This is a genomic window from Paenibacillus sp. S25 (assembly GCF_019454085.1).
Classification (GTDB): domain Bacteria; phylum Bacillota; class Bacilli; order Paenibacillales; family Paenibacillaceae; genus Paenibacillus; species Paenibacillus polymyxa_B.
Genome location: NZ_CP073683.1, coordinates 4,547,390 through 4,569,650, shown reverse-complemented (window position 1 = coordinate 4,569,650; position 22,261 = coordinate 4,547,390). Strand labels below are relative to the sequence as shown.

Sequence of the window (22,261 nt, the reverse complement as noted above, 5' to 3'; positions counted from 1 at the left end):
CGAAAGCGATGGGACCCACCAAGACAAAAGGTCGTCGTTTTCCTTTGCTGCCTTTAAGAGGGCTTCTGGTCTACCCGAGCATGGTTCTGCATCTCGATGTGGGCCGGGAAAAATCGGTCAAGGCTTTGGAAAAAGCGATGGTTGAAGACAATTTGATTCTCCTGTGTTCTCAATCAGAAGTAAATATTGAAGAACCCACACAAGAGGATATCTTTCGAGTCGGCACGGTAGCCAAGGTACGCCAGATGCTCAAGCTTCCTAATGGAACCATTCGAGTATTGGTGGAAGGGCTGGAACGCGCCGAGATTATTCAATATACGGACAATGAAGAATATTACGAGGTAATGGCGAAGGAGCTGCACGAGGCAGAAAACGTACAGCCTGAGACAGATGCGCTTATGCGCACTGTATTAACTCAGTTCGAGCATTATATCAACTTGTCCAAAAAGGTAACACCGGAGACTCTCGCTGCGGTATCCGATATTGAGGAGCCAGGACGGCTTGCAGACGTGATCACAAGTCACCTGACGCTCAAAATTAAGGAAAAGCAGGATATACTGGAGACGATCGACGTTACTCAGCGTCTGGAGAAGCTTCTGGATATTTTGAACAATGAGCGTGAAGTACTGGAGCTGGAACGGAAAATCAACCAGCGTGTGAAGAAGCAAATGGAGAAGACGCAGAAGGAGTATTATCTGCGTGAACAAATGAAGGCGATTCAAAAGGAACTTGGCGAGAAGGAAGGCCGCGCAGGAGAAGTTGAAGAACTGCGCAACCAGCTAAGTGAACTGGAGCTGCCTGTTCCGGTGAAGGAGAAGGTCGAAAAGGAAATCGACCGTTTGGAAAAAATGCCGGCAAGCTCTGCCGAGGGTGGCGTCATCCGTAATTATGTTGATTGGTTGTTAAGCTTGCCATGGAACAAGTTTACCGATGATGATCTGGATATCGTCAAAGCTGAAGAAGTACTCAATAACGACCACTACGGACTGGATAAACCCAAGGAGCGTGTATTGGAGTATTTGGCTGTACGTAAGCTGGTGAAGACCATTAAGGGACCGATTCTGTGTCTCGTAGGTCCGCCAGGGGTCGGCAAGACTTCGTTGGCCCGTTCGATTGCCAAATCCATGGGTCGGGAATTTGTCCGCATCTCTCTCGGAGGTGTGCGGGATGAAGCGGAAATCCGTGGTCACCGCCGGACTTATGTTGGCGCGATGCCGGGGCGGATCATTCAAGGGATGAAGACCGCAGGAACGTCTAATCCGGTATTTTTGCTGGATGAGATTGATAAAATGGCTTCCGATTTTCGAGGGGATCCATCGGCGGCATTGCTCGAAGTGCTTGATCCTGAACAAAACAATACGTTCAGTGACCATTTTGTCGAGCTGCCGTTTGATCTGTCCAATGTGATGTTTGTAACGACAGCCAATGCTGCACACAACATCCCGCGTCCGCTAATGGACCGCATGGAGACACTCTATATTCCTGGCTACACCGAACTGGAGAAGCTGGAAATCGCCAATCGGTACCTATTGCCCAAGCAGAAGAGAGAGCATGGCTTGGACGAGGAACAACTGGTTATCGGGGAGGATACGTTACTGCGTGTCATTCGCGAATATACCCGTGAATCCGGTGTACGGAATCTTGAGCAACAAATGGCTTCTCTGTGCCGCAAGGCGGCGAAGTCCGTTGTATCTGGTGGCGAAGGCCCGATTCAAATCACACCGGATAATCTGAAGGATTATCTGGGTATCGCTAAATTCCGTTACGGTGTTGCAGAACTGGAGGATCAGATCGGTACGGTTACAGGCTTGGCATGGACAGAGGTCGGTGGTGAAACACTGATGATTGAAGTGACGGTCGTACCTGGTAGCGGTAAACTGATTCTTACGGGTAAACTGGGAGACGTTATGAAGGAATCAGCACAGGCGGCATTCAGCTACACTCGTTCGAAAGCAGTTGATCTGGGTATTGAACTGGACTTTTACGAGAAGAATGATATCCACATTCATATTCCTGAGGGTGCGATTCCGAAAGATGGCCCATCTGCGGGAATTACTATTGCTACCGCATTAATTTCAGCTTTGACCAACCGCCATGTATCCAAGGATGTGGCTATGACGGGCGAAATTACACTGCGCGGCCGTGTATTGCCGATTGGTGGTTTAAAAGAGAAGTCGCTGGCTGCCCATCGGGCAGGCTACAAAAAAATTCTGCTTCCCAAAGATAATGAACGGGATTTGAAGGATATTCCCGACAGTATCCGGCAGGATGTTGAATTTGTCCCCGTTGCCCATATGGATCAGGTGCTAAAGCATGCTTTGGTTGAGCAGGCAAGGGTACATTAGAGAGGAATTAAGGACATAATGAAAGTAACAAAAGCAGAATTTATAATAAGTGCGGTTGGCCCTGATCAGTTTCCTGTGGACGCTTTGCCAGAGATTGCTCTGGCGGGGCGCTCCAATGTAGGAAAGTCTTCACTGATTAATCGGTTGATTAACCGTAAGAATTTGGCGCGTACCAGTTCTACGCCAGGTAAAACCCAGCAACTCAATTATTACCGGATTAATGATGATCTCTATTTTGTCGATTTTCCTGGTTACGGTTACGCCAAGGTATCCAAAACGTCCCGTAAGGCTTGGGGGCAGATGATTGAGTCCTATTTGCTGGAGCGTGAGCCACTCAAACTGGTGCTTCAAATGGTGGATTTGCGCCATCCGCCGTCCAAGGACGATATCATGATGTATGATTGGCTGCGTCATAATGGGCTTCCCGTATGTGTTGTAGGCACGAAGGCAGATAAAATCCCTAAAACGCGACGAGAAAAGCATTATAAGGTAATCAAGCAGGAACTCGGAATACTTCCCGGGGGATTGTTTATCCCCTTTTCATCCGAAGAAGGTATGGGCAAGGAAGAGCTGTGGTCTGTCATCTCTAGCTATATAGAGAATGACGACGAAGAGCAGACGGAATTGTAAGGCTAGGGACGTCCTTAAGGGCGTCCTTTTTTAATGATTCGAGCTTCAAAAAATAAACTCACTAAAATGGTAGGAATAATATATAATAACTAAAGGAACTCGTGGAATTTAAGCAGAAAAGTGAGTATATGGGGGATAATGCAGTCTCAACCCCATTATTTTTTGTTTTTTTCGATGTATGGCGGAAATTTATGATTTGATGGGCAAGAAAAGCGCTGTAGGTCTGATGTATAATAAAGCTTACAGCTTAAACTTATAGGTTCAGGAAAGAATTGAGGAGATTGGTATGGCTCAGCGGTTAGCCACAGAGTATGTTAAAACCACTTTGACCTTGTCAGAAACTCAAATGGACGAATTTTTTCGGGCAATGGATGATCCCCAGGTGCATTATCACATTAAAGTTCTGGATAACGGAAGACAGGAAATCGTTCTGGAGCATAGTGCGGGTGAGGAAGTTCATTTGTTTTTTGAAGTCAAAGAGGGAGCGTTTGTGTGTGAATTGACTTGCCGCTTAATTCATCCGCAACTAACCCTGTTTATACGCAAACTTTTTGTTCGTTTTAAGGGTGAAGGCATCGTTTACCGAATGTATCAAGGATTCACTATGGTGTATTTTTATAATGAAGGTACGGTTCGTAAAATTATGGAGAAGAATGCCGCAGGCTCTAAGCTGGTATTTGAATATAAAAATACGGTGCAGGAACTGCAACAGCTTTTTCAGCATCAGAACGTCGAAAATGAAATATCAGACGTATATGATCTCATTAATTCGTTGCTTGACCAGCGGAATTTGGCGCGCACTTTCTTGGAGTTGGAACAGATTGACCACAAGCTTCGAATGAGTTGCTCAAAATTATTTGCACTGGAAGCTTAATAAGGCATGAATATATGGAATGAATCGTTATGCAGTGTGGTCCCTTTCTTTACCGAAAGGGGCTTTTTTATTCCAAAAAAATGATTGCATTTGCTGCACATAGATGTTATTTTTAATCTCGTTGAAAATGAATATAGGAACCAGGATTCACTCAGGACATTGAATGTTGCGAGAGGTTATTCCCTCGGGAAGTGAATGACGTAGGTCCTAGCGGATGAAATTTTTTCAAACATTTTATTCCTAGGAAGGGGGAACCGAAAGATGGAATTGGAGTACTCAACTTTCGGAAGACACGTTGCCGTAGATACTTGGGGTGTTGAGTTTGAATTACTGAATGATGCGCAGTTTTTGGAGGCTCAATTAGTTGAAGCAGCTGAAGCTTGCGGAGCAACGGTGATGTCCGTTCAATCCAAGCAATTCGAACCACAGGGAGCTACCGTGCTTGTACTGTTGTCGGAGAGTCATCTCTCTATTCATACGTATCCTGAGAGAGGATTTGCCGCTATTGATTGTTATACTTGCGGTGAGACTGTCGATCCGCAGCTGGCTATTGATTACCTGGTATCCGTTCTAAAACCGAAAAAAACATATGCGAAGAAGCTGATTCGCGGCTTGGGAGAACTTCAGGTGGAATCACCAGAGTGCAAGCTGGCTGAGTTAGTGTAAATCGTTCTTTATGGAGCCATTTGTGCGTCCTATATTATAACCATGGAACATTTCCATGGTTATTTGTTTTAAAAGTGGTTTACACTAAATCAAATATACAGAACGTGCTAGATGTCATGAAAGCCATCCAATTTTCATAAACAATTCATAAAACAGCCGGAGGAGATTCGGACTTCTGTGATATAATTAACATAGTTTATGATATCAGTGGTTATTCTTATTACAGTTTAGGCAGGTGAATTTGCAATGCACATCGTCGTTGTTGGGTTGAATTATCGTACGGCGCCTGTGGAAGTCAGAGAGCGTTTTACATTTGCAGAACAAGATTTGCCAAAAGCGCTGGAACAACTCAAACTTACCAAAAGTGTGTTGGAGGGCGTAGTTGTCGCAACCTGCAATCGGACTGAAATATATGTTGTGGTGGACCGCCTTCACATGTGCGGTTATTTTATACGCAGTTTTATGGAGCAATGGTTTGGCATTCCGCGTGATCAATTTACACAACATTTATATATATATGAGGACGAGCAGGCGATTCGGCATTTGTTCCGTGTGACTTGTGGTCTTGATTCTATGGTAATCGGAGAAACACAAATTTTGGGACAGGTAAAGAACGCTTTTCTTCAGGCTCAATCCCAGAAAATTACGGCAACGTGGTTTAATATGTTGTTTAAGCAGGCCGTCACATTGGGCAAGCGTGCCCATTCGGAGACGTCTATTGGAGAAAGTGCCGTATCTGTTAGCTATGCAGCAGTTGAGCTGGGCAAACGGATTTTCGGGATGTTTACCGATAAAAAGGTACTGATTCTCGGTGCTGGTAAAATGAGCGAGCTTACTGTTAAGCATTTGTACAGCGGCGGAGCAGCCGAGGTTATTGTAGCAAATCGAACCTTGTCCCGTGCGGAAGACCTTGCCTCCAAGTTCCATGGAACGCCGGTTACGATGGAGGAAGGCATGAATCGGTTGGCGGATGTAGATATTGTTATTAGTTCGACAGGTGCCCAGGGTTATATTCTGGATCGGACTCGGGTTGAAGCAAGTATGAAACGTCGACAGTCCCGTCCTTTGTTTATGATTGATATTGCGGTTCCGCGTGATCTCGACCCGGCTATTGGTGAATTAAAGAATGTTTTCCTGTACGATATTGATGATCTGGAAGGGATCGTGGAGAGCAATTTGGAAATGCGCCGTACCGAAGCTACAAAAATCGAGCATATGATCGAAGATGAGCTTAGCGAGTTTTATCAATGGTTGAAAACGATGGGAGTGCGCCCGGTGATTCGTGCATTACAGGAAAAAGCGGAGTCTGTACATCAGGATACGTTGGAAAGCTTGTTCAATAAGCTTCCCGAGCTGGATGAACGGCAACGCAAAGTGATTAGCCGCTTGACGAAGAGTATGCTGAATCAGATGATGCATGATCCGATCAATCGGGTAAAGGAACTGGCTGTCCAAAAGCAGGGAAATGAGGCGCTAGACATGTTTAGCCACATTTTTGCTCTGGAGGATCGTTTGGATGACGCCGCTCAGAAAGTAGATAAAAGCGATGCATCTGCGTTAATGAAACCGGAAGCCGGTGTTCATGAAAAAACCGTTCAGGCTCAGGCTTTGCCAGCGTCGTTTGCGCCGGCCAGCCTGTAAAGGTGGGTGAACAGAAGTGGCTTTAGGTATGCTTATATATGATTCAATGATTTATGTTTTTGCCCTGAGCCTTCTGTTTGTATTCTCGGATGGGATTCGTCGCAATGCGAATGCTAAACGGACAGGTACAGGGCTTCTTGTTGTCGTTCTGGTGCTCCAGCTTGTTTATATGGGGATAAGAACCTGGAATGAAGGGCATCTTCCGATTTTCGTGACCTACGATTTTCTATTTCTGTTCTCAGTTATTTTGGTACTGATTTCTTTGATTCTGACACGTTATCAGCGATCCGAATTTGCGGTATTGCTGCTTAATATTATTAGTTTTGCAGTGCTGGTGCTCAACAATATATGGATGGAGCCTCTCGACAACCCGCTTGGAAATTGGCATACAGTACATGGGCTGCTCCTGATTCATATTGCGCTGGCTAATCTTGGTTTTGTAGCAATGACGGTAGCGGCTGTATTTTCGGGGTTATATCTGTTTTTGCATCGTAAATTGAAAGTAAAGAAATGGAATGACACGATCAGACGCCTGCCGAGTCTGGAAATGATGGATCGGTATACGCATATGGCGCTGTTGATTGGTACTCCTTTGCTGGGAGTCTCTATTGTAGTTGCCGTTATTTCTATTATTGCCGAGGAACGCTGGCGTCTCTTGCTCGATACCAAGGTGCTGATGACAGCAATTGCCTTGTGCGTGTATATTGTATTTTTAGTGAGCAAAAGATTGAATCAGCGTTCAGGGCTTGTGATGGCAAAGTGGGCATTGGTCGGCTACACGCTATTGATTCTTAATTTTTTGCTGAATTCCTGGTCTGTATTTCATCAGTGGACGGGAGAGTGAAAAGCCTTTTGCAGCATTTTGTCCCGATTTCGTTGAATTGTAAGAATAAGATCTGTTGTGTTGTAGGTGGCGGTAGGATTGCGGAACGAAAGGTAAAGGGGATGATGGAAAGTGGGGCATTCATTACCGTCATTAGCCCGAATATAACGCCGGATTTACAGGTTCTGGCGGATCACAAGCAGCTCCACTGGGTAAATCGCGTATATCGCGAGGGTGACCTCCAGGGAGCCTTTCTTGTATATGCGGCGACGAACCAGAGAGAAGTGAATTATGAGGTTGCACATGAGGCCAGACAAAGGGGTATACTGGTAAATGTAGCGGATCGATCGGAAGATGGAGACTTTATAACGCCGGGTATCATTCGACGAGGAAGACTGACGATTAGTATTTCCACAGAAGGGGCTGGCCCTGCTGTGACCTCTGATATTACATCAGCTTTGGATACGTTGTTTGGTAGCGAATACGAGCCATATCTGGATTTCATGCACGATATGCGACAGATCATCAAACATAAGATAAGTTCCCCGCAGCAAAGGACCAAACTACTGAGGCGCTTGGCGAATAGCGATATTTTAGATCAAATACGTCGTCATGAATTTATGGCTTGGACCGAAAAAGAAATAGACGTATGGATTGCGCAAAATCAGGAGGAATAACATGCGAACAATTGTGGTAGGCAGCAGACAGAGTGCGCTGGCGTTAACTCAGACCGGGCATGTCATTGAAGATTTGAACGCGCTATGCGCGGAGCATGGAATGGATTTGCAATTTGTTGTGAAGAAAATCCTCACCAAGGGTGATCGAATATTGGATGTAACCTTGTCCAAAGTGGGTGGCAAAGGGCTTTTTGTCAAAGAAATTGAACAGGCCATGCTGGCTGGTGAGATTGATATGGCAGTACATAGTATGAAGGATATGCCTTCCGAATTGCCGGAAGGGCTTGTCAACGGCGCTGTGCCGCGCCGTGAGGATCCACGTGATTGCCTGATCACATTGGGCGCCAAGAGCCTGGAGGATTTGCCTCAAGGGGCAAAGGTGGGCACGAGCAGCCTGCGCAGAGCCAGTCAAATCAAGTCCATGCGACCTGATCTACAATTGGAGCCTGTGCGTGGTAATATTGATTCCCGTCTGAAAAAGCTGGAGACGGAAGGTTTTGACGCTATCATTTTGGCGGCAGCAGGCTTGCATCGGATGGGCTGGAAAGAGCGAATTACGTCCTATATACCGGAAGAAGACTGTTTGCCGGCGGTTGGGCAGGGAGCGCTGGGTATTGAATGTCGTGCGAGCGACGAAGAGCTATTGGCCTTGCTTCGCCTTTACAACGACCGGGATACCTCGGCTACCGTTGCGGCAGAACGAACCTTTCTGGGCGTGCTAAATGGGGGATGTCAAGTGCCGATCGGGGCTCATGCGGTCTGGGCTGGTCAAGAAATCAGCCTCACAGGCATGGTAGGATCGCCAGATGGCGAGGTTATTTTGAAGGAAACGCTCCAGGGAAATGATCCGCAAAAGCTGGGAGAAGCGGTGGCGGCCAGTTTGATAGCCAAAGGAGCGGAACAGATTCTGGCGCAGGTGAGGGGATGATAGTATGGCAGGAAAAGTATATTTGGTAGGTGCAGGACCCGGAGACGCAAGATTAATTACGGTCAAGGGTTGGGAATGCATTCAATTGGGCGATGTCATTGTGTACGATAGACTGGCAAGCCCACGCCTCTTGGGACTGATGAAGCCAGGTGCCCAAAAAATATATGTCGGCAAGTTGCCAGATCGTCACACTATGAAGCAAGAGGAAATTAATCAGCTGCTGGTGGATTTGGCCTTAGAGGGCAAAACAGTTGTTCGTCTTAAAGGGGGAGACCCCACTATATTTGGACGAGTCGGCGAGGAAGCCGGGCTATTGCGTAAACACGGTATTTCCTATGAAATTATACCCGGTATCACATCAGCAATCAGTGTGCCCGCCTATGCGGGCATTCCGGTCACACACCGGGATATGGCCTCATCGCTGTCTATTATTACAGGTCATGAAAGTCCGGATAAACTCGACAAAAGTATTCATTGGGATAAAGTGACGAACGCTACGGGCACACTGATCTTTATGATGGGTGTAGCAAAGATCGGCTATATCAGTGAACAGTTGATAAAACACGGCAAGCCGTCAAATACTCCTGTTGCCTTGATCCGCTGGGGAACCCGCGCCGAGCAGGATACGCTGGTGGGTACGCTGGCGGATATTGAAGCTAAGGTGAAGGCCGCGAATTTTCAACCTCCCGCCGTCATCGTTGTCGGAGAAGTGGTCAATCAACGTGAACAGTTAAAATGGGCTGAGGACATGCCTTTGTTTGGTAAGCGGATTTTGGTTACTCGCGCGCGTGCGCAGGCCAGCAGTCTGGTTCACCGGATTGAGGAGCTTGGTGGCGAGCCTTATGAATTTCCAGTTATTCAGACTGTCGCCCCTTCGGACGAGCCAACCAAACAGGAAATTAAAGAGGCATTTGCACGACTGCCTGAATATGATTGGGTGTTTTTTACCAGCGTTAATGGAGTGGAATACTTTTTCACGCACTTAAAGGAACAGGGCAAGGACGTACGCGCGTTGTTCAAAGCGCGTATTGCCGCAGTCGGACCGGCTACAGCAGCCGCGCTTCGGACGCACGGAATTGCGGCAGAACAGATCGAAGGCCCTTTTCAGGCGGAGGGCTTGCTCGAAGGGTTTGAGCAGGATTTGCAGGCAGGGCAGAATGTATTTCTCCCAAGGGGTGATCTAGCTCGGTCGTGGCTGCCAGAAAAGCTGAGGGAGATGGGCCTTCATGTGACCGAGGCTGATTTGTATCGAACTGTGCTGGCAGCGAACACACAGGATGACGAGCTCCTCAAGCTGCTTGAGGAACGTGCCATTCACGCGATTACGTTTACGAGTTCCTCAACCGTCACCTTTTTTCTGGAAGCGCTCAGGCAAATGGGGATCCATGATCCGTTGTCGCTGCTGGAGGGAGTTGCGATTGCTGTGATCGGTCCTTTGACCGGTGAGACAGCTGCCCAAGCCGGTTTGACTGTGAGTTTTATGTCAGAGAAGGCAACCATTGAAAGTCTGATTCAATCGTTATGTGACTGGAAACGATCAAGTACTCTTATGACATTATAATTTTTTGTTTTTGCTAATGAATGTATAAAAAATGGAGGTTTGTATTCATGAGTGTTCCTTTTACTAGACATCGTCGTTTGCGCCAGTCGGCTGCAATCCGCAGTATGGTGCGTGAGACGGTATTGAATCCCGCTGATTTTATCCAACCGATTTACGTAACATTTGGTACTGGGGTGAAACAGGAAATTAGCTCTATGCCAGGTGTATACCGTTTTTCTCTGGATCGGCTGGAGGAAGAACTGAAAGAGATTAGTGAGCTTGGCATTCCCGCCGTGCTCCTGTTTGGCATACCGGAAACAAAAGACAGTGTAGGGACTTCGGCTTTTGTGGACGATGGTATTGTTCAGGAAGCTACTCGTTTGATCAAGTCTCGTTATCCCGAACTGCTGGTTGTGGCTGATACTTGTTTGTGTGAGTTTACGGACCATGGACACTGCGGTATGGTACACATGCATGAGCATGATGGTGAGGTATGCGGTGAAGTATTGAATGATGAATCTCTGGAGGTGCTGGTACGTACAGCCGTTTCTCAGGCCAGAGCTGGTGCGGATATTATCGCGCCATCTAATATGATGGACGGTTTTGTACAGGCGATTCGGCAGGGGCTGGATCTAGAAGGCTTTTCACATATTCCGATTATGTCGTATTCCGTCAAATATGCGTCTGCTTTTTATGGTCCTTTCCGGGAAGCTGCTGATTCTGCACCGCAGTTTGGTGACCGTAAATCCTATCAGATGGACCCTGCCAATGCACGTGAAGCATTGCGAGAAGCGGAATCTGATGTGCTGGAGGGTGCGGATATGCTGATGGTGAAGCCTTCTCTTTCTTACCTGGACGTGATGCGCACGATTAAGGATCAATTTGATCTGCCTATGGTGGCTTACAACGTTAGTGGTGAATATGCCATGGTCAAGGCAGCAGCTCTTCAAGGCTGGATTGATGAAAAAGCAATGGTGCTAGAGATTTTGACAAGTATGAAGCGTGCGGGTGCAGATATGATTATTACCTATTCGGCCAAGGATGCGGCAAGATGGTTGAAGCAATAAGTCTATTTTCAGAAGATAGGAGTGGTCAGAATGATCGACGAACAACGAACAGTGCGCAAGGATAAGAACTCCAAAGTAGCCTTTGACGAGGCAAAACAATACATTCCGGGTGGTGTAAACAGCCCGGTACGGGCTTTTAAATCTGTTGGGATTACACCTGTATATATCGACCATGGTGAAGGATCGCGCGTATATGATATTGATGGTCAATCCTATTTAGACTATGTATGTTCATGGGGACCGCTTATTATGGGGCATGCACATCCCGAAGTGGTTAAAGCTTTACAGGCTGCTGTTGTAAAAGGAACCAGCTTCGGCGCACCAACGTTGGCAGAAACTGAAATGGCCAAGCTCGTTTGTGAACGTGTTCCTTCCATGGATATTGTACGTATGGTTAACTCCGGAACTGAGGCGACTATGAGTGCGATTCGACTTGCACGCGGATTTACGAGCCGTAGTAAAATTCTTAAATTTGAGGGATCATATCACGGTCATGCGGACAGCTTGCTGATTAAAGCAGGCTCTGGTGTTGCGACATTAGGCTTGCCTGATAGTCCGGGTGTACCTGAAGTTGTGGCCACCCATACAATCACCGTCCCTTATAATGATTTGGCTTCGGTGAAGCTAGCTTTTGAGAAATTTGGCGAAGAGATTGCCGCAATTATTGTCGAGCCGGTAGCAGGCAATATGGGAGTTGTACCGCCACAGCCTGGATTTTTGGAAGGTTTGCGTGAGGTAACCCAGCAATACGGAAGTCTGCTGATTTTTGATGAAGTGATGACTGGATTCCGGGTTGGACTTCATTCGGCTCAAGGTCGCTTTGGTGTGACGCCAGATCTTACCTGTCTGGGTAAAGTGATTGGTGGCGGACTCCCTGTAGGTGCTTATGGTGGACGTCGCGATATTTTGGAGCAGATTGCGCCATCGGGGCCCATTTATCAAGCGGGTACGCTTAGCGGAAATCCGCTGGCTATGGCAGCAGGTTATTCGACACTTAAATTGCTGACGCCAGAAGTATATGATCGCCTGGAAGAGCGGGCAGCACGGCTTCAAGCCGGATTCGAACGTAATGCGAGCGAGCTGGGTATCCCTGTTACGATTAATCGCGTGGGTTCCATGGTTTGTCCATTTTTTACAGAAGAAAAGGTTGTCAATTTTGACACAGCTAAAACGAGTAATCAGGACCACTTCCGTCGTTACTTTACTGAAATGGTGAATGAGGGAGTCAGTGTGGCACCATCTCAATTTGAGGGTATGTTTGTATCGGGCGTGCATACGGTAGAGGATATTGATGCCACCATTGAGGCGAACTATCGCGCGCTCAAACGTCTATGAGCTGGCAAGGTGGCTGGAAAAGAAGAGGACCGTGGCTGGAAGTCACGCCAGGGCGGGAAATCACAGACGGGGAAAAAAGCAGCGCTGACGCTGTAGATCAGTGGTTGCTGAATCGTATGGAATTACCGGAAAAGCTGTGGCGCAGACTGCGCCATGAAAAAGAGATTGAACTTACAGGGGACCGGCTGCGGCTGGCCCTTTTTCCTGTAATGAACCTTGGCATCACCCCTCGTTGGTATGATTTAAAGGTACTGTATGAAGATGATTTTTGCCTGGTAGTACATAAACCAGCAGGTATGGCAGTACATCCGGACGGCGCTGCGCAGCATGGTCCGCTGACGTTGGATCATGCTGTCGCATCCTACTATGAGATGAATGGTATTCAGGCGGCGGTGCGGCATGTACACCGTCTGGATGTGGATACGACGGGTCCAGTGCTATATGCCAAAAATGAATTTGCGTTGCTCAAGCTAGACGAGCAAATGAGAGCTAAGGATATCGGCCGCAGGTATGTAGCTTTGGTACGAGGGAAAGTACCTCCATCGCTGCGAACGTTGGATTGGCCAATTGGCAAGGACAGGCATCATAAGCAGCGCCGTCGTGTATCTCCGACTGGGCAGAAGGCGGTTACCCATATTGAACTCGGGGAAGTATGGGGAAACGGTTCAAGTGCAGTAAGTCTCGTATATCTGACGCTGGAGACCGGACGGACGCACCAGATTCGCGTGCATCTTAGTCATGCTGGCTATCCGTTGCTTGGGGATGTATTATACGGGGGCCGTGCTACTGATTTTGAGAGGCAGGCGCTGCACGGAGAGCGTCTTATCTTCTGTCATCCGCTGAGTGGCGAAACGATTACCGTGGAGGATGCTTGGCCGGATGATTTTCAAAAGCTGCACAAACAGCTATAAAAGATGGCATGCCTTCTATTTTGGCGCATATACTTGAACCTAGAAACGGTTTGCAATATGGAGTTTCCGTGCGCCTGACCAGAAGTCAGAGGATGTGCGGAGACTGCCCAAAGGAGGATGCCATCCTTGAACAAACAACAGAATGATCAGCCGCAAGGCTTGCGTTTTGATATTTATGAACGCATTCATTTGACGGAGGAAGCTGCCGGGATTGCTGAGTTGGAGGAAATTGAGCTTCTGCCACGCATTCAGGTTGTAACCCACGGCGACCATGCCGCTTTGCGAGGGCATTTGCTGCTGGAGGGCGTGTACCGCACACCTGAACAGTTCACGAGCGAGCTTCATCATTTGATCCCTGTGGAAATTACCATTCCGCTAAACCGCGTTGGGAGATTGGAAGATATCTCTGTCGAGATTGAAAATTTTGATGTGGACCTGCTTTCTTTACGTAGTCTAAACATTACAGGCGTTCTTTCTTTGCATGGTGTGGAAAGCTCGCACGCGGAAGAGACGGCGGTCTGGTTGGATGAGGAATTTACCGTAGTGCATGCACCTGAGCATCCGGTTCAATCCCTTTCCGCCGATGAGGAGCATCGTCAGGCAGAGGCCTATTCTACCAATGACTCGACCTCTGATTACGTTACAGATCCTGAATCCTCCTACAGAGTGCCAGCACAACAGGAGCCCGTTTCCTGGGAACCGCTGTCTGAGGACCATGGGGAACAGAAGTCATCGTCAGAACAGCAAGCTTATGAGTCGGCAGTAGATCCTAACCGATTCTATGAGCCTTGGACGGGCAAAGCAGTTGAAGACAGCTCTCCCGAGGTCAAGCATGAGCATGGGTCTCCGGAAGTATGGGGATTTCAGCAAGAGGAAGCATGGACAGGGGGAAATGAGCCCAAAGTATCTTCAGCATCTCCTAATGTAGTATATGACCCATTGCTGTCTGAACCGCATCCTGCTACGGAGTCTGAAGTCTATCTGGAGCCACAGTTGGAAGCGAGTCAGGTAGATAACTTCGACTTCAGGCCTGAAGCGTCAGAACAGGTGAACCATGAGGCCCATGACACCTTTACTGAGGATAAGCCAGAGATGCGTGTGGCGCTTAACAGTAAAAAGGATGAAGGGGCAGACGAGCCAGACCCGGTTGTCTACTCATCATTGCTCCAATCCAGCCGTTCGGTGAAGGAAGCGGAATACCAGCAACAGTTGGAGCAGGAGCCGCAAGATCAGGATCAGAAAGCCGAAGAAGAGCGGGAGAATGCCAAGTGGAAGAACCTTTTTTTTCATACACAGGATGAGACACCTTTTCGTAAGGTGCGGTTATGCATAGTACAGCGTGAGGATACACTGGAAACCATAGCTGACCGTTATCAACTCAGCACACGTGAGCTTCAACTGTACAATAGATTGGCAGAGCATCATGTGGAAGAAGGACAGGTATTGTACATCCCTTGATCCGGTTGCTGAAAAATGCACAGCGGGTGTTGACTATAGTCAATGGGAAATGTATGATGTGGTATAGTTATTGAAAGACTGAGATCGGGAAGAGTAGGCAGCAAGCCCTTCAGAGAGTGGAATTGCAGCGCTGTGAGGTTCCGCAGGAAGCTACTGGCCGAAGTCACCCGGGAGTCGCCTGTTTGAACGGTTCCTCATTTAATTCCTACGGAAGAAAGAGGTTCACGGTAGAATAAGGCCGGTCCGCAACCGTTATCTGCATAAAGTGTCACACCATGTGTAATGGATCAGTGGATACATACACTAGGGGTGAAACAAAGGTGGTACCGCGAGAGAACAGCCTTTCGTCCTTTGAGGATGAAGGGCTTTTTTTATTTGCCAATTGAAAAATCATGGAGGTATCCTGATATGTCAGAACAAGACAACAAGACAACCTTGGAAATGCCAACAACGTACGATCCAAAATCAGCAGAACAAAAATGGTACAGAACGTGGATGGAGAAGGGCTATTTCCGCGCCGGGCAACATCCAGAGGCAGAGCCTTTTACAATCGTTATTCCACCACCGAATGTTACAGGTATGTTGCATATTGGACATGCTCTTGACTTTACTTTGCAGGATATTATTATTCGCGCCAAGCGGATGCAGGGTTATGATGCCTTGTGGCTGCCAGGGGCAGACCATGCGGGTATCGCTACCCAAACAAAGGTAGAGCAAAAGCTGCGTGAAGAAGGCCTGACACGTTATGATTTGGGCCGCGAGAAGTTTTTGGAGAAGGTGTGGGAGTGGAAGGATCTTTATCTGGACAATATCCATAATCAATGGGAGAAAATGGGTTTTTCTCTCGATTATTCTCGTGAACGTTTTACATTGGATGAGGGACTGTCCCAAGCGGTACGCGAGGTATTCGTTAAACTGTACAAGAAGGGTCTGATTTATCGCGGTAAACGCATCATTAACTGGGACCCTGCTGCACGTACTGCATTATCGGACATTGAGGTGGAATACAAAGAGGTGAACGGAAATCTGTATCACCTGCAATATCCACTGAAAGACGGTAGCGGATTTATTACGGTAGCCACTACACGTCCTGAAACGATGCTGGGCGATACAGCTGTAGCTGTACATCCAGAAGATGAACGCTACAAGCAAATGATCGGCAAAATGCTTGTGCTCCCAATCATCGGACGGGAAATTCCGGTCATTGCGGATGACTACGTTGATAAAAATTTCGGTAGCGGTGCGGTTAAAATTACACCGGCTCACGACCCGAATGACTTTGAAATGGGACAACGTCACCAACTGCAACAAATTACAGTGATGGACGAAACGGGAACGATGAATGCCGAAGCAGGCAAATATCAAGGCCTTGATCGCAGCGATTGCCGTAAGCAAATCGTCGCTGATCTGAAAGAGCAGGGCGTACTGATTCGTATTGAAGAGCACGTACACCAAGTAGGCCACAGTGAGCGTACAGGTGTAGTTGTAGAGCCTTATCTGTCTACACAATGGTTTGTGGAAATGAAGCCTTTGGCAGCTAAAGCCATTGAAGTACAGAAGGCCGGCAACGGGGTAAACTTTGTACCGGATCGCTTTGAACGTACTTATTTGCACTGGATTGAAAATGTGCGTGACTGGTGTATTTCCCGTCAATTATGGTGGGGACACCGTATTCCAGCTTGGTACGATGAGGAAACCGGAGAAGTTATTGTATCGGCGGAGGACCCTACAACTTTGCCTGAGTACGCTGGCAGAAAGCTAAAACAGGATGAGGATGTGCTGGATACTTGGTTCAGCTCGGCTTTGTGGCCGTTTTCGACACTGGGCTGGCCTGAGCAGACAGAGGACCTCAAACGTTACTATCCGACTAATGTCTTGGTTACAGGCTACGACATTATTTATTTCTGGGTATCGCGTATGATTTTTACCGCGCTGGAGTTTACGGAAGAGATCCCGTTCAAGGACGTACTTATGCACGGGTTGGTTCGTGATGCGGACGGTAGAAAAATGTCCAAATCCCTCGGCAACGGTGTTGATCCGCTCGACGTGATTGACCAATATGGTACCGATGCCATGCGTTATATGATTTCCACCAGTAGCACGCCAGGGCAAGACCTTCGTTTCCGCTGGGAGCGGGTGGAGCAGGCCCGTAACTTTGCCAATAAAATCTGGAATGCGTCACGCTTTGCGCTGATGAATCTGGAAGGCGTCACTTCGGCAGATATAGACATTACTGGTGACTTGAGTACCGCTGATCGTTGGATTCTGCATCGTCTAAACGAAACTTCACGTGACATCACGCGTCTAATAGATGCTTATGAATTTGGCGAGACAGGCCGCCTTCTGTATAACTTTATTTGGGATGATTTGTGCGACTGGTACATCGAGTTTGCGAAGCTTTCCCTATATGGCGACAATGCAGAGGCGAAAAAGAAAACGCAATCCGTACTTGCATATGTATTGGATCGGACGCTGCGCATGATTCATCCGTTCATGCCGTTTATCTCTGAGGAAATATGGCAGCATCTCCCGCATGAGGGAGAAACGATTACACTGGCCGCTTGGCCTGTTTATGATCCGGCTTTTGAGGATAAGGATGCAGTCGCTGAAATGAATTTGCTGATCGACGTAATTCGCGCTGTACGCAATATCCGCGCTGAAGTCAACGTGCCGATGAGTAAGAAAATTGAATTGCTCATAAAACCCGGCGATCAAGCCGTTCTCGATATCATTAACCGCAATGGGGAATATGTACGTAGATTCTGTAATACGTCTGAATTCGACGCAGGATTAGAATTCACCGTTCCAGATAAAGCGATGACATCTATAGTTAGCGGCGCAGAGCTATACCTGCCGCTGGCCGGACTGCTTGATATTGCCCAGGAAATTAGCAGACTGGAAAAAGAACTTCAGCATTTGAACAGTGAAGTGGAGCGCGTGGAGAAAAAGTTATCTAACCAAGGCTTTGTGGCGAAGGCACCAGCTAAAGTCATCGAGGAAGAAAAGGCCAAGCAAGCCGATTACTCAGATAAGCGCGCTAAAGTTATCGCACGTATTGAAGAACTCAAGGGATAATTTCACTCACAATAAAATGACCTGAAGGTGAAGAGGATGTCAGATACGATCAGGGGCGGAGATACGGCTCCTTTACAAAGCTATGATGAAGCAGTGGAATGGATTAACGGCTTGATTCCGTTTGGTATCAGACCCGGATTGGAACGAATTGAACAGCTAATGAGTAAGTTGGGTGATCCGCAACGGCATCTGAAGTTTGTGCATATTGCGGGAACCAACGGTAAAGGCTCGACTTGTGCCTTTCTGACCTCTGTGCTTCTGAAATGTGGGTACGATGTCGGAACTTTTACGTCGCCGTACATCACCCGCTTTACGAACCGTTTTCAATTCAATGGGACCGATATTCCCGATGAAACGCTGGTTTTGCTTGCCAATCGCTTGTATCCGTTGGTGAAAGAAATCGCAGATAGTGAATTGGGATCACCTACGATGTTTGAGGTATCGACAGCGTTGGCTATTTTATACTATGCTACGGTATCTTTCCCAGATGTTGTGGTATGGGAGACAGGTCTCGGGGGAAGGATGGATGTAACTAATATCGTGAGTCCAATCGTCTCGGTTATTACGAATGTCGGCTATGACCATACGGATATTTTAGGAGATACGCTCGAACAGATTGCAAGGGAAAAGGCCGGCATCATCAAACCGGGTGTACCTGTCGTCAGCTGTGTTTCCCAACCCGAGGCTATTCAGGTCATACGTGACACGGCGGCAAAGCAAGGAGCTACCTTATACCTGGCAGGAGAACAGTTTACGTATGAACGGCTAAATGGGGATGAAACAGCTCAGACCTTTTCATTTGCGGGGCCCTTCCGACATATGGAAATTGACATCACGTTGTTAGGCGAGCACCAATGTTCTAATGCGGCAGGAGCTATGATGGCACTTGAGGTCCTACGTCAGTATATGGCTTTTGTGTTGGATGATGCAGAACTGCTGGAGGGCTTTAGGCAAACTGCCTGGGCAGGGCGTCTCGAACAAGTCAGTACCTCTCCGAGGATTGTCCTTGATGGAGCTCATAATCCAGAAGGAGCACAGACGCTGGCCAAGAGTCTTCCTCAAGTGTATTCGTACAAAAAATTGGTTTTAATGATGGGGATGCTGTCAAACAAGCATCATGAAGCATACTTGCAGCATATACTGCCACTAGTGGATACGCTTATCCTGACCGAGCCCGATTTTCGCCGCAAAATGAATGCCGCTGAATTGGCTCATCTCGTGGAGAAGCTGCGGCCGTCTTATGCCAAAACGGATTTAAAAATAATTGTAGAAGGTGACTGGAAAAAGGCTCTTGGCCTGCTTCAGTCACATACGGAAGCGGAAGATCTGGGGGTGGTGTCCGGCACGCTGTACCTTATTGCGGATGTACGGGCTACCCTTATGTATCAAACCGATTCGGAAAAAGGTTGGTGAAATTTGTTGATTACTTCGGAACATGTTCATTTTATCGGTATCGGCGGCTACGGGATGAGCGCGATTGCTCGGGTCATGCTGGAGATGGGTTATACCGTGACTGGCTCAGATGTGGCATCACAAGAGCTGACAGAAAAACTGGCGGCAAAAGGCGCAAAAATATATATTGGACACACGCCTGAGCATATTGCAGGCGCGGATATCGTCGTCTATTCAACAGCATTGTCACGTGACAATGTGGAGCGGGTTGCAGCGGAGGAATTGAATATTCCAACTCTGCACCGTTCGCAGATGCTGGCTCGCTTGCTTAACGAACGTAAGGGAATAGCTGTTGCGGGTGCGCACGGTAAAACGACAACCTCTTCCATGATCGCTCTGGTTATGGAGAGATGTAACGTTGATCCAACGTATATTATTGGCGGCGAAATCACGAATTTGGGGACGAATGCCAAAGCAGGTAAAAGTGAGTTTGTCGTTGCTGAGGCGGATGAGAGTGATGGTTCTTTCCTGCAATATCATCCTTGGCAAGGCATCGTAACCAATATTGAAGCGGATCATTTGGAAAATTACGATGGTGACTTTAATCGTCTGAAAAGTGCCTATGTACAGTTTTTGAGTCAAATTCGACCGGATGGGGCGGCTATTGTATGCGCAGATGATCAGAATATCCGGGAAATGCTGCCTCAACTCCAGACGCGGGTCATTACTTATGGAGTGGAGCATGAAGCGGATTATATGGCGACAGATATCCAATTAGGTGACCGTCGATTAAGCTTCACTATGAGCCGCAAGGGAACAGCACTCGGAACGATCGAACTATCAGTGCCGGGTAAACATAACATGTATAATGCGATGGCGACTGTGATTTCATGTTTGGAAGCAGGGATTCCCTTCGATCAAATCGCTGCGACAATTGTGGAATTTCACGGCGCGAAGCGTCGTTTTCAAGTACTAGGTGAAAGCAATGACATACTGATTATTGATGACTATGCGCATCACCCAACAGAGATTGAGGCTACGATTAGCGCAGCGAGAGCGACTGGCAAACGTATTATTGCTGTATTCCAGCCGCAACGCTATAGCCGTACCTTTTTCCTGCTCGATGCGTTCAGCCGCGCGTTTAGCGAGGCTAGTGAAGTTATAATTACCGATATTTATTCACCAGCGGGAGAAAAACAGATTGAAGGCGTGCATTCTTCCAAGCTCGTGGATTTAATCGTCCAAAACAGCAATGCGAATGCAATCTATTTGCCGACCAAAGAAGCTGTGATTGAGGAGTTGAAAGATCGCTTACAGCCGGGTGATCTTGTGCTGACGATGGGAGCGGGAGATATCTGGAAAGCAGGTGACGCGTTAGCGCGTCATCTTCGCGGACAGCAAGTATAATACGTATAAAAAAAAGCTGTTACGCCAATGAATCACATTTATTCAAGGGTATTCCGAACACGATTGTGTTTCGGGATACCCTTTTTTTGTAATGCTGGGGCATATATTCTTAGCTTGACTCATACAACAGACTATGAGGAAGTATGGGACAAGGAGGGAGTGCATCCATGAACAAGACCAAGATGACATTCCGGTTCGACCAACAGTTGCCGGAGACAAACCGGGAGGATAAGCTACAGGTGCTTCCGTACAAAAACGAGTCGATTACGAACGAACAGCGTAAAACTGATAACCCGCATAAAGGAACGGAACGGAACAGAGGAATGAAGAAAGATACTGTAGCTACGCAAGAACCAGAGATCAATGAGCATGAGGATCTGAATAAACGCATTTCAAGTCGTCGTTTTGCTCCGACATTAAGAGTACAAGAGGGATGGGATGACCCCTTTGGTCGTTCGGCGGCTTCCTGGTCAGATGCGGAAGTTCTACCAGATAGCCTGGAAGAGGATGAGGAAGCTTATCATTCTGTCCAAGAGTACAGGAAGCGTCCGCCCCATCCTTCTAGATGGAAACTGGTTGGCTCTGTAGCCAGCGCGCTGGTGACCGGAGGCATGTTTGGATATATTATGTTGTTACTGTTTAACGGAGGAGGCATGGTCCCGGGATCAGATCCATCAGTAGAGGAGGCAGTACCGGTCTTTAAAGAATCTGTTGGTGTGGATGCAATATCTGCAAAAGAGAATTCTGTCCCTGTCACTGTCATAGAGGCTCAGGTACCTCCACAAACCTATTATTTACTGCAATATGGGGTTTTCAGCACTCCAGAACGGGCCTTACAAGCAAAAGAAGAACTGTTGAAGGCAGGCATTGCAGCAGGTGGGGATACCGAGGACCAAAACCGGGTATATGCAGGAATATCGCCGGATAGGGAGCAAGCCAAGTTGCTCAGCAATCAGTTGAAAACACAAGGAGTCGAATTGTATGTTCGTGAGCTTGAATTGCCTGGAATCGAAAAAGCGGCTTACCGAGGCGAAGGTGATAAACTCACTAGCTTTTTTCAGTTAAGCAGTTCATTGGTGGGTAAGTTGAGTGGACTTTCCTCAACCTTGCTCGGAGAAGGAGGTCCGAGTACGGTGTCAGCCTCCGACATGAAGGAGCTGAACGACCTGCATCAGCAGTGGACACAAAATATCACTGCACTTCCCGCTGGGCTATCGAAGGAAGCGGCTGTCTCCGCAACCTCACTTGAAAAGGCAATGAGCAGTGCGATCTCAGCAATTGGGGAATATAATAAGAACACAGCCAAGGAACACATTTGGGAGATTCAGTCCTCCATGATGGAATATGTTTTGCGTGAGAAGGAATTTATCCAATTCATAAAACAATAAGCTAACCATATTTTCCGGCAAGGAACTGGAAATAGTTCCCCATGCCGGATTTCTGTTTGTATTGCAGTACAAATCACCGTATAATAATGAAGGTGTCAAAAAAT

At 47.5% G+C, this 22,261-nt stretch carries 17 protein-coding genes; all 17 read left to right on the top strand.

Annotated features, from left to right (window positions below):
• The first annotated feature begins 8 nt into the window (after nt 1-8).
• A complete protein-coding gene (lon, locus tag KAI37_RS19960; RefSeq protein WP_023989969.1) occupies nt 9-2,345 on the top strand; it encodes an endopeptidase La in 2,337 nt (778 codons plus the stop codon).
• Between the two features lie 18 nt (nt 2,346-2,363).
• Nucleotides 2,364-2,975: a ribosome biogenesis GTP-binding protein YihA/YsxC gene (gene yihA / locus KAI37_RS19955; protein WP_013311619.1), complete on the top strand. Its 612-nt coding sequence runs from the start codon at nt 2,364-2,366 to the stop codon at nt 2,973-2,975.
• A 286-nt stretch (nt 2,976-3,261) separates the two neighbouring features.
• Nucleotides 3,262-3,849, top strand: a complete 588-nt coding sequence (locus tag KAI37_RS19950) for a non-ribosomal peptide synthetase module (RefSeq protein ID WP_076294409.1) — start codon at nt 3,262-3,264, stop codon at nt 3,847-3,849.
• Nucleotides 3,850-4,116: 267 nt separating this feature from the next.
• Nucleotides 4,117-4,515 carry an adenosylmethionine decarboxylase gene (gene speD, locus KAI37_RS19945; RefSeq protein ID WP_025365654.1) on the top strand — a complete coding sequence of 133 codons (399 nt, stop codon included), beginning with the start codon at nt 4,117-4,119 and terminating at the stop codon, nt 4,513-4,515.
• A 246-nt stretch (nt 4,516-4,761) separates the two neighbouring features.
• On the top strand, nt 4,762-6,156 hold the full coding sequence (gene hemA, locus KAI37_RS19940; RefSeq protein ID WP_053325974.1) for a glutamyl-tRNA reductase: 1,395 nt from the start codon (nt 4,762-4,764) through the stop codon (nt 6,154-6,156).
• A gap of 16 nt (nt 6,157-6,172) precedes the next feature.
• A complete protein-coding gene (ccsA, locus tag KAI37_RS19935; protein ID WP_071642591.1) occupies nt 6,173-7,000 on the top strand; it encodes a cytochrome c biogenesis protein CcsA in 828 nt (275 codons plus the stop codon).
• Between the two features lie 8 nt (nt 7,001-7,008).
• A complete protein-coding gene (locus KAI37_RS19930; protein ID WP_071642589.1) occupies nt 7,009-7,656 on the top strand; it encodes a precorrin-2 dehydrogenase/sirohydrochlorin ferrochelatase family protein in 648 nt (215 codons plus the stop codon).
• A gap of 1 nt (nt 7,657) precedes the next feature.
• Nucleotides 7,658-8,584 carry a hydroxymethylbilane synthase gene (hemC, locus tag KAI37_RS19925; RefSeq protein ID WP_025722717.1) on the top strand — a complete coding sequence of 309 codons (927 nt, stop codon included), beginning with the start codon at nt 7,658-7,660 and terminating at the stop codon, nt 8,582-8,584.
• Nucleotides 8,585-8,588: 4 nt separating this feature from the next.
• Entirely contained in the window at nt 8,589-10,145 is a 1,557-nt protein-coding gene (gene cobA, locus KAI37_RS19920; protein WP_076294407.1) for a uroporphyrinogen-III C-methyltransferase, read from the top strand.
• A 47-nt stretch (nt 10,146-10,192) separates the two neighbouring features.
• Nucleotides 10,193-11,191: a porphobilinogen synthase gene (gene hemB, locus KAI37_RS19915; protein ID WP_028541574.1), complete on the top strand. Its 999-nt coding sequence runs from the start codon at nt 10,193-10,195 to the stop codon at nt 11,189-11,191.
• A 30-nt stretch (nt 11,192-11,221) separates the two neighbouring features.
• Nucleotides 11,222-12,526, top strand: a complete 1,305-nt coding sequence (gene hemL, locus KAI37_RS19910; RefSeq protein ID WP_076294406.1) for a glutamate-1-semialdehyde 2,1-aminomutase — start codon at nt 11,222-11,224, stop codon at nt 12,524-12,526.
• Complete coding sequence (locus tag KAI37_RS19905) at nt 12,523-13,437, top strand: RluA family pseudouridine synthase (protein ID WP_220030075.1); 915 nt, start codon at nt 12,523-12,525, stop codon at nt 13,435-13,437. The genes hemL and KAI37_RS19905 overlap by 4 nt, the downstream gene beginning before the upstream one ends.
• Nucleotides 13,438-13,563: 126 nt before the next feature.
• Nucleotides 13,564-14,895 carry a LysM peptidoglycan-binding domain-containing protein gene (locus KAI37_RS19900; RefSeq protein ID WP_220030074.1) on the top strand — a complete coding sequence of 444 codons (1,332 nt, stop codon included), beginning with the start codon at nt 13,564-13,566 and terminating at the stop codon, nt 14,893-14,895.
• Nucleotides 14,896-15,303: 408 nt separating this feature from the next.
• Nucleotides 15,304-17,970: a valine--tRNA ligase gene (locus KAI37_RS19895; protein WP_220030073.1), complete on the top strand. Its 2,667-nt coding sequence runs from the start codon at nt 15,304-15,306 to the stop codon at nt 17,968-17,970.
• 36 nt (nt 17,971-18,006) lie between these two features.
• Nucleotides 18,007-19,383, top strand: coding sequence for a bifunctional folylpolyglutamate synthase/dihydrofolate synthase (locus KAI37_RS19890; protein ID WP_071642575.1), 1,377 nt, complete (start codon nt 18,007-18,009; stop codon nt 19,381-19,383).
• A gap of 6 nt (nt 19,384-19,389) precedes the next feature.
• Entirely contained in the window at nt 19,390-20,769 is a 1,380-nt protein-coding gene (gene murC, locus KAI37_RS19885; protein ID WP_013311605.1) for a UDP-N-acetylmuramate--L-alanine ligase, read from the top strand.
• A 167-nt stretch (nt 20,770-20,936) separates the two neighbouring features.
• Nucleotides 20,937-22,157 (top strand): SPOR domain-containing protein, encoded by a 1,221-nt coding sequence (locus tag KAI37_RS19880; RefSeq protein WP_220030072.1) that lies wholly within the window; start codon nt 20,937-20,939, stop codon nt 22,155-22,157.
• The last annotated feature ends 104 nt before the right edge of the window (nt 22,158-22,261 follow it).

What these genes read in the sequence shown, in the direction of transcription:
- KAI37_RS19880 (WP_220030072.1), top strand. Translation starts at nt 20,937, where the DNA reads ATGAACAAGACCAAGATGACATTCCGGTTCGACCAACAGTTGCCGGAG.
- KAI37_RS19895 (WP_220030073.1), top strand. Translation starts at nt 15,304, where the DNA reads ATGTCAGAACAAGACAACAAGACAACCTTGGAAATGCCAACAACGTAC.
- hemL (WP_076294406.1), top strand. Translation starts at nt 11,222, where the DNA reads ATGATCGACGAACAACGAACAGTGCGCAAGGATAAGAACTCCAAAGTA.
- hemB (WP_028541574.1), top strand. Translation starts at nt 10,193, where the DNA reads ATGAGTGTTCCTTTTACTAGACATCGTCGTTTGCGCCAGTCGGCTGCA.
- yihA (WP_013311619.1), top strand. Translation starts at nt 2,364, where the DNA reads ATGAAAGTAACAAAAGCAGAATTTATAATAAGTGCGGTTGGCCCTGAT.
- hemA (WP_053325974.1), top strand. Translation starts at nt 4,762, where the DNA reads ATGCACATCGTCGTTGTTGGGTTGAATTATCGTACGGCGCCTGTGGAA.
- cobA (WP_076294407.1), top strand. Translation starts at nt 8,589, where the DNA reads ATGGCAGGAAAAGTATATTTGGTAGGTGCAGGACCCGGAGACGCAAGA.
- KAI37_RS19950 (WP_076294409.1), top strand. Translation starts at nt 3,262, where the DNA reads ATGGCTCAGCGGTTAGCCACAGAGTATGTTAAAACCACTTTGACCTTG.
- lon (WP_023989969.1), top strand. Translation starts at nt 9, where the DNA reads ATGGGACCCACCAAGACAAAAGGTCGTCGTTTTCCTTTGCTGCCTTTA.
- hemC (WP_025722717.1), top strand. Translation starts at nt 7,658, where the DNA reads ATGCGAACAATTGTGGTAGGCAGCAGACAGAGTGCGCTGGCGTTAACT.
- KAI37_RS19890 (WP_071642575.1), top strand. Translation starts at nt 18,007, where the DNA reads ATGTCAGATACGATCAGGGGCGGAGATACGGCTCCTTTACAAAGCTAT.
- KAI37_RS19905 (WP_220030075.1), top strand. Translation starts at nt 12,523, where the DNA reads ATGAGCTGGCAAGGTGGCTGGAAAAGAAGAGGACCGTGGCTGGAAGTC.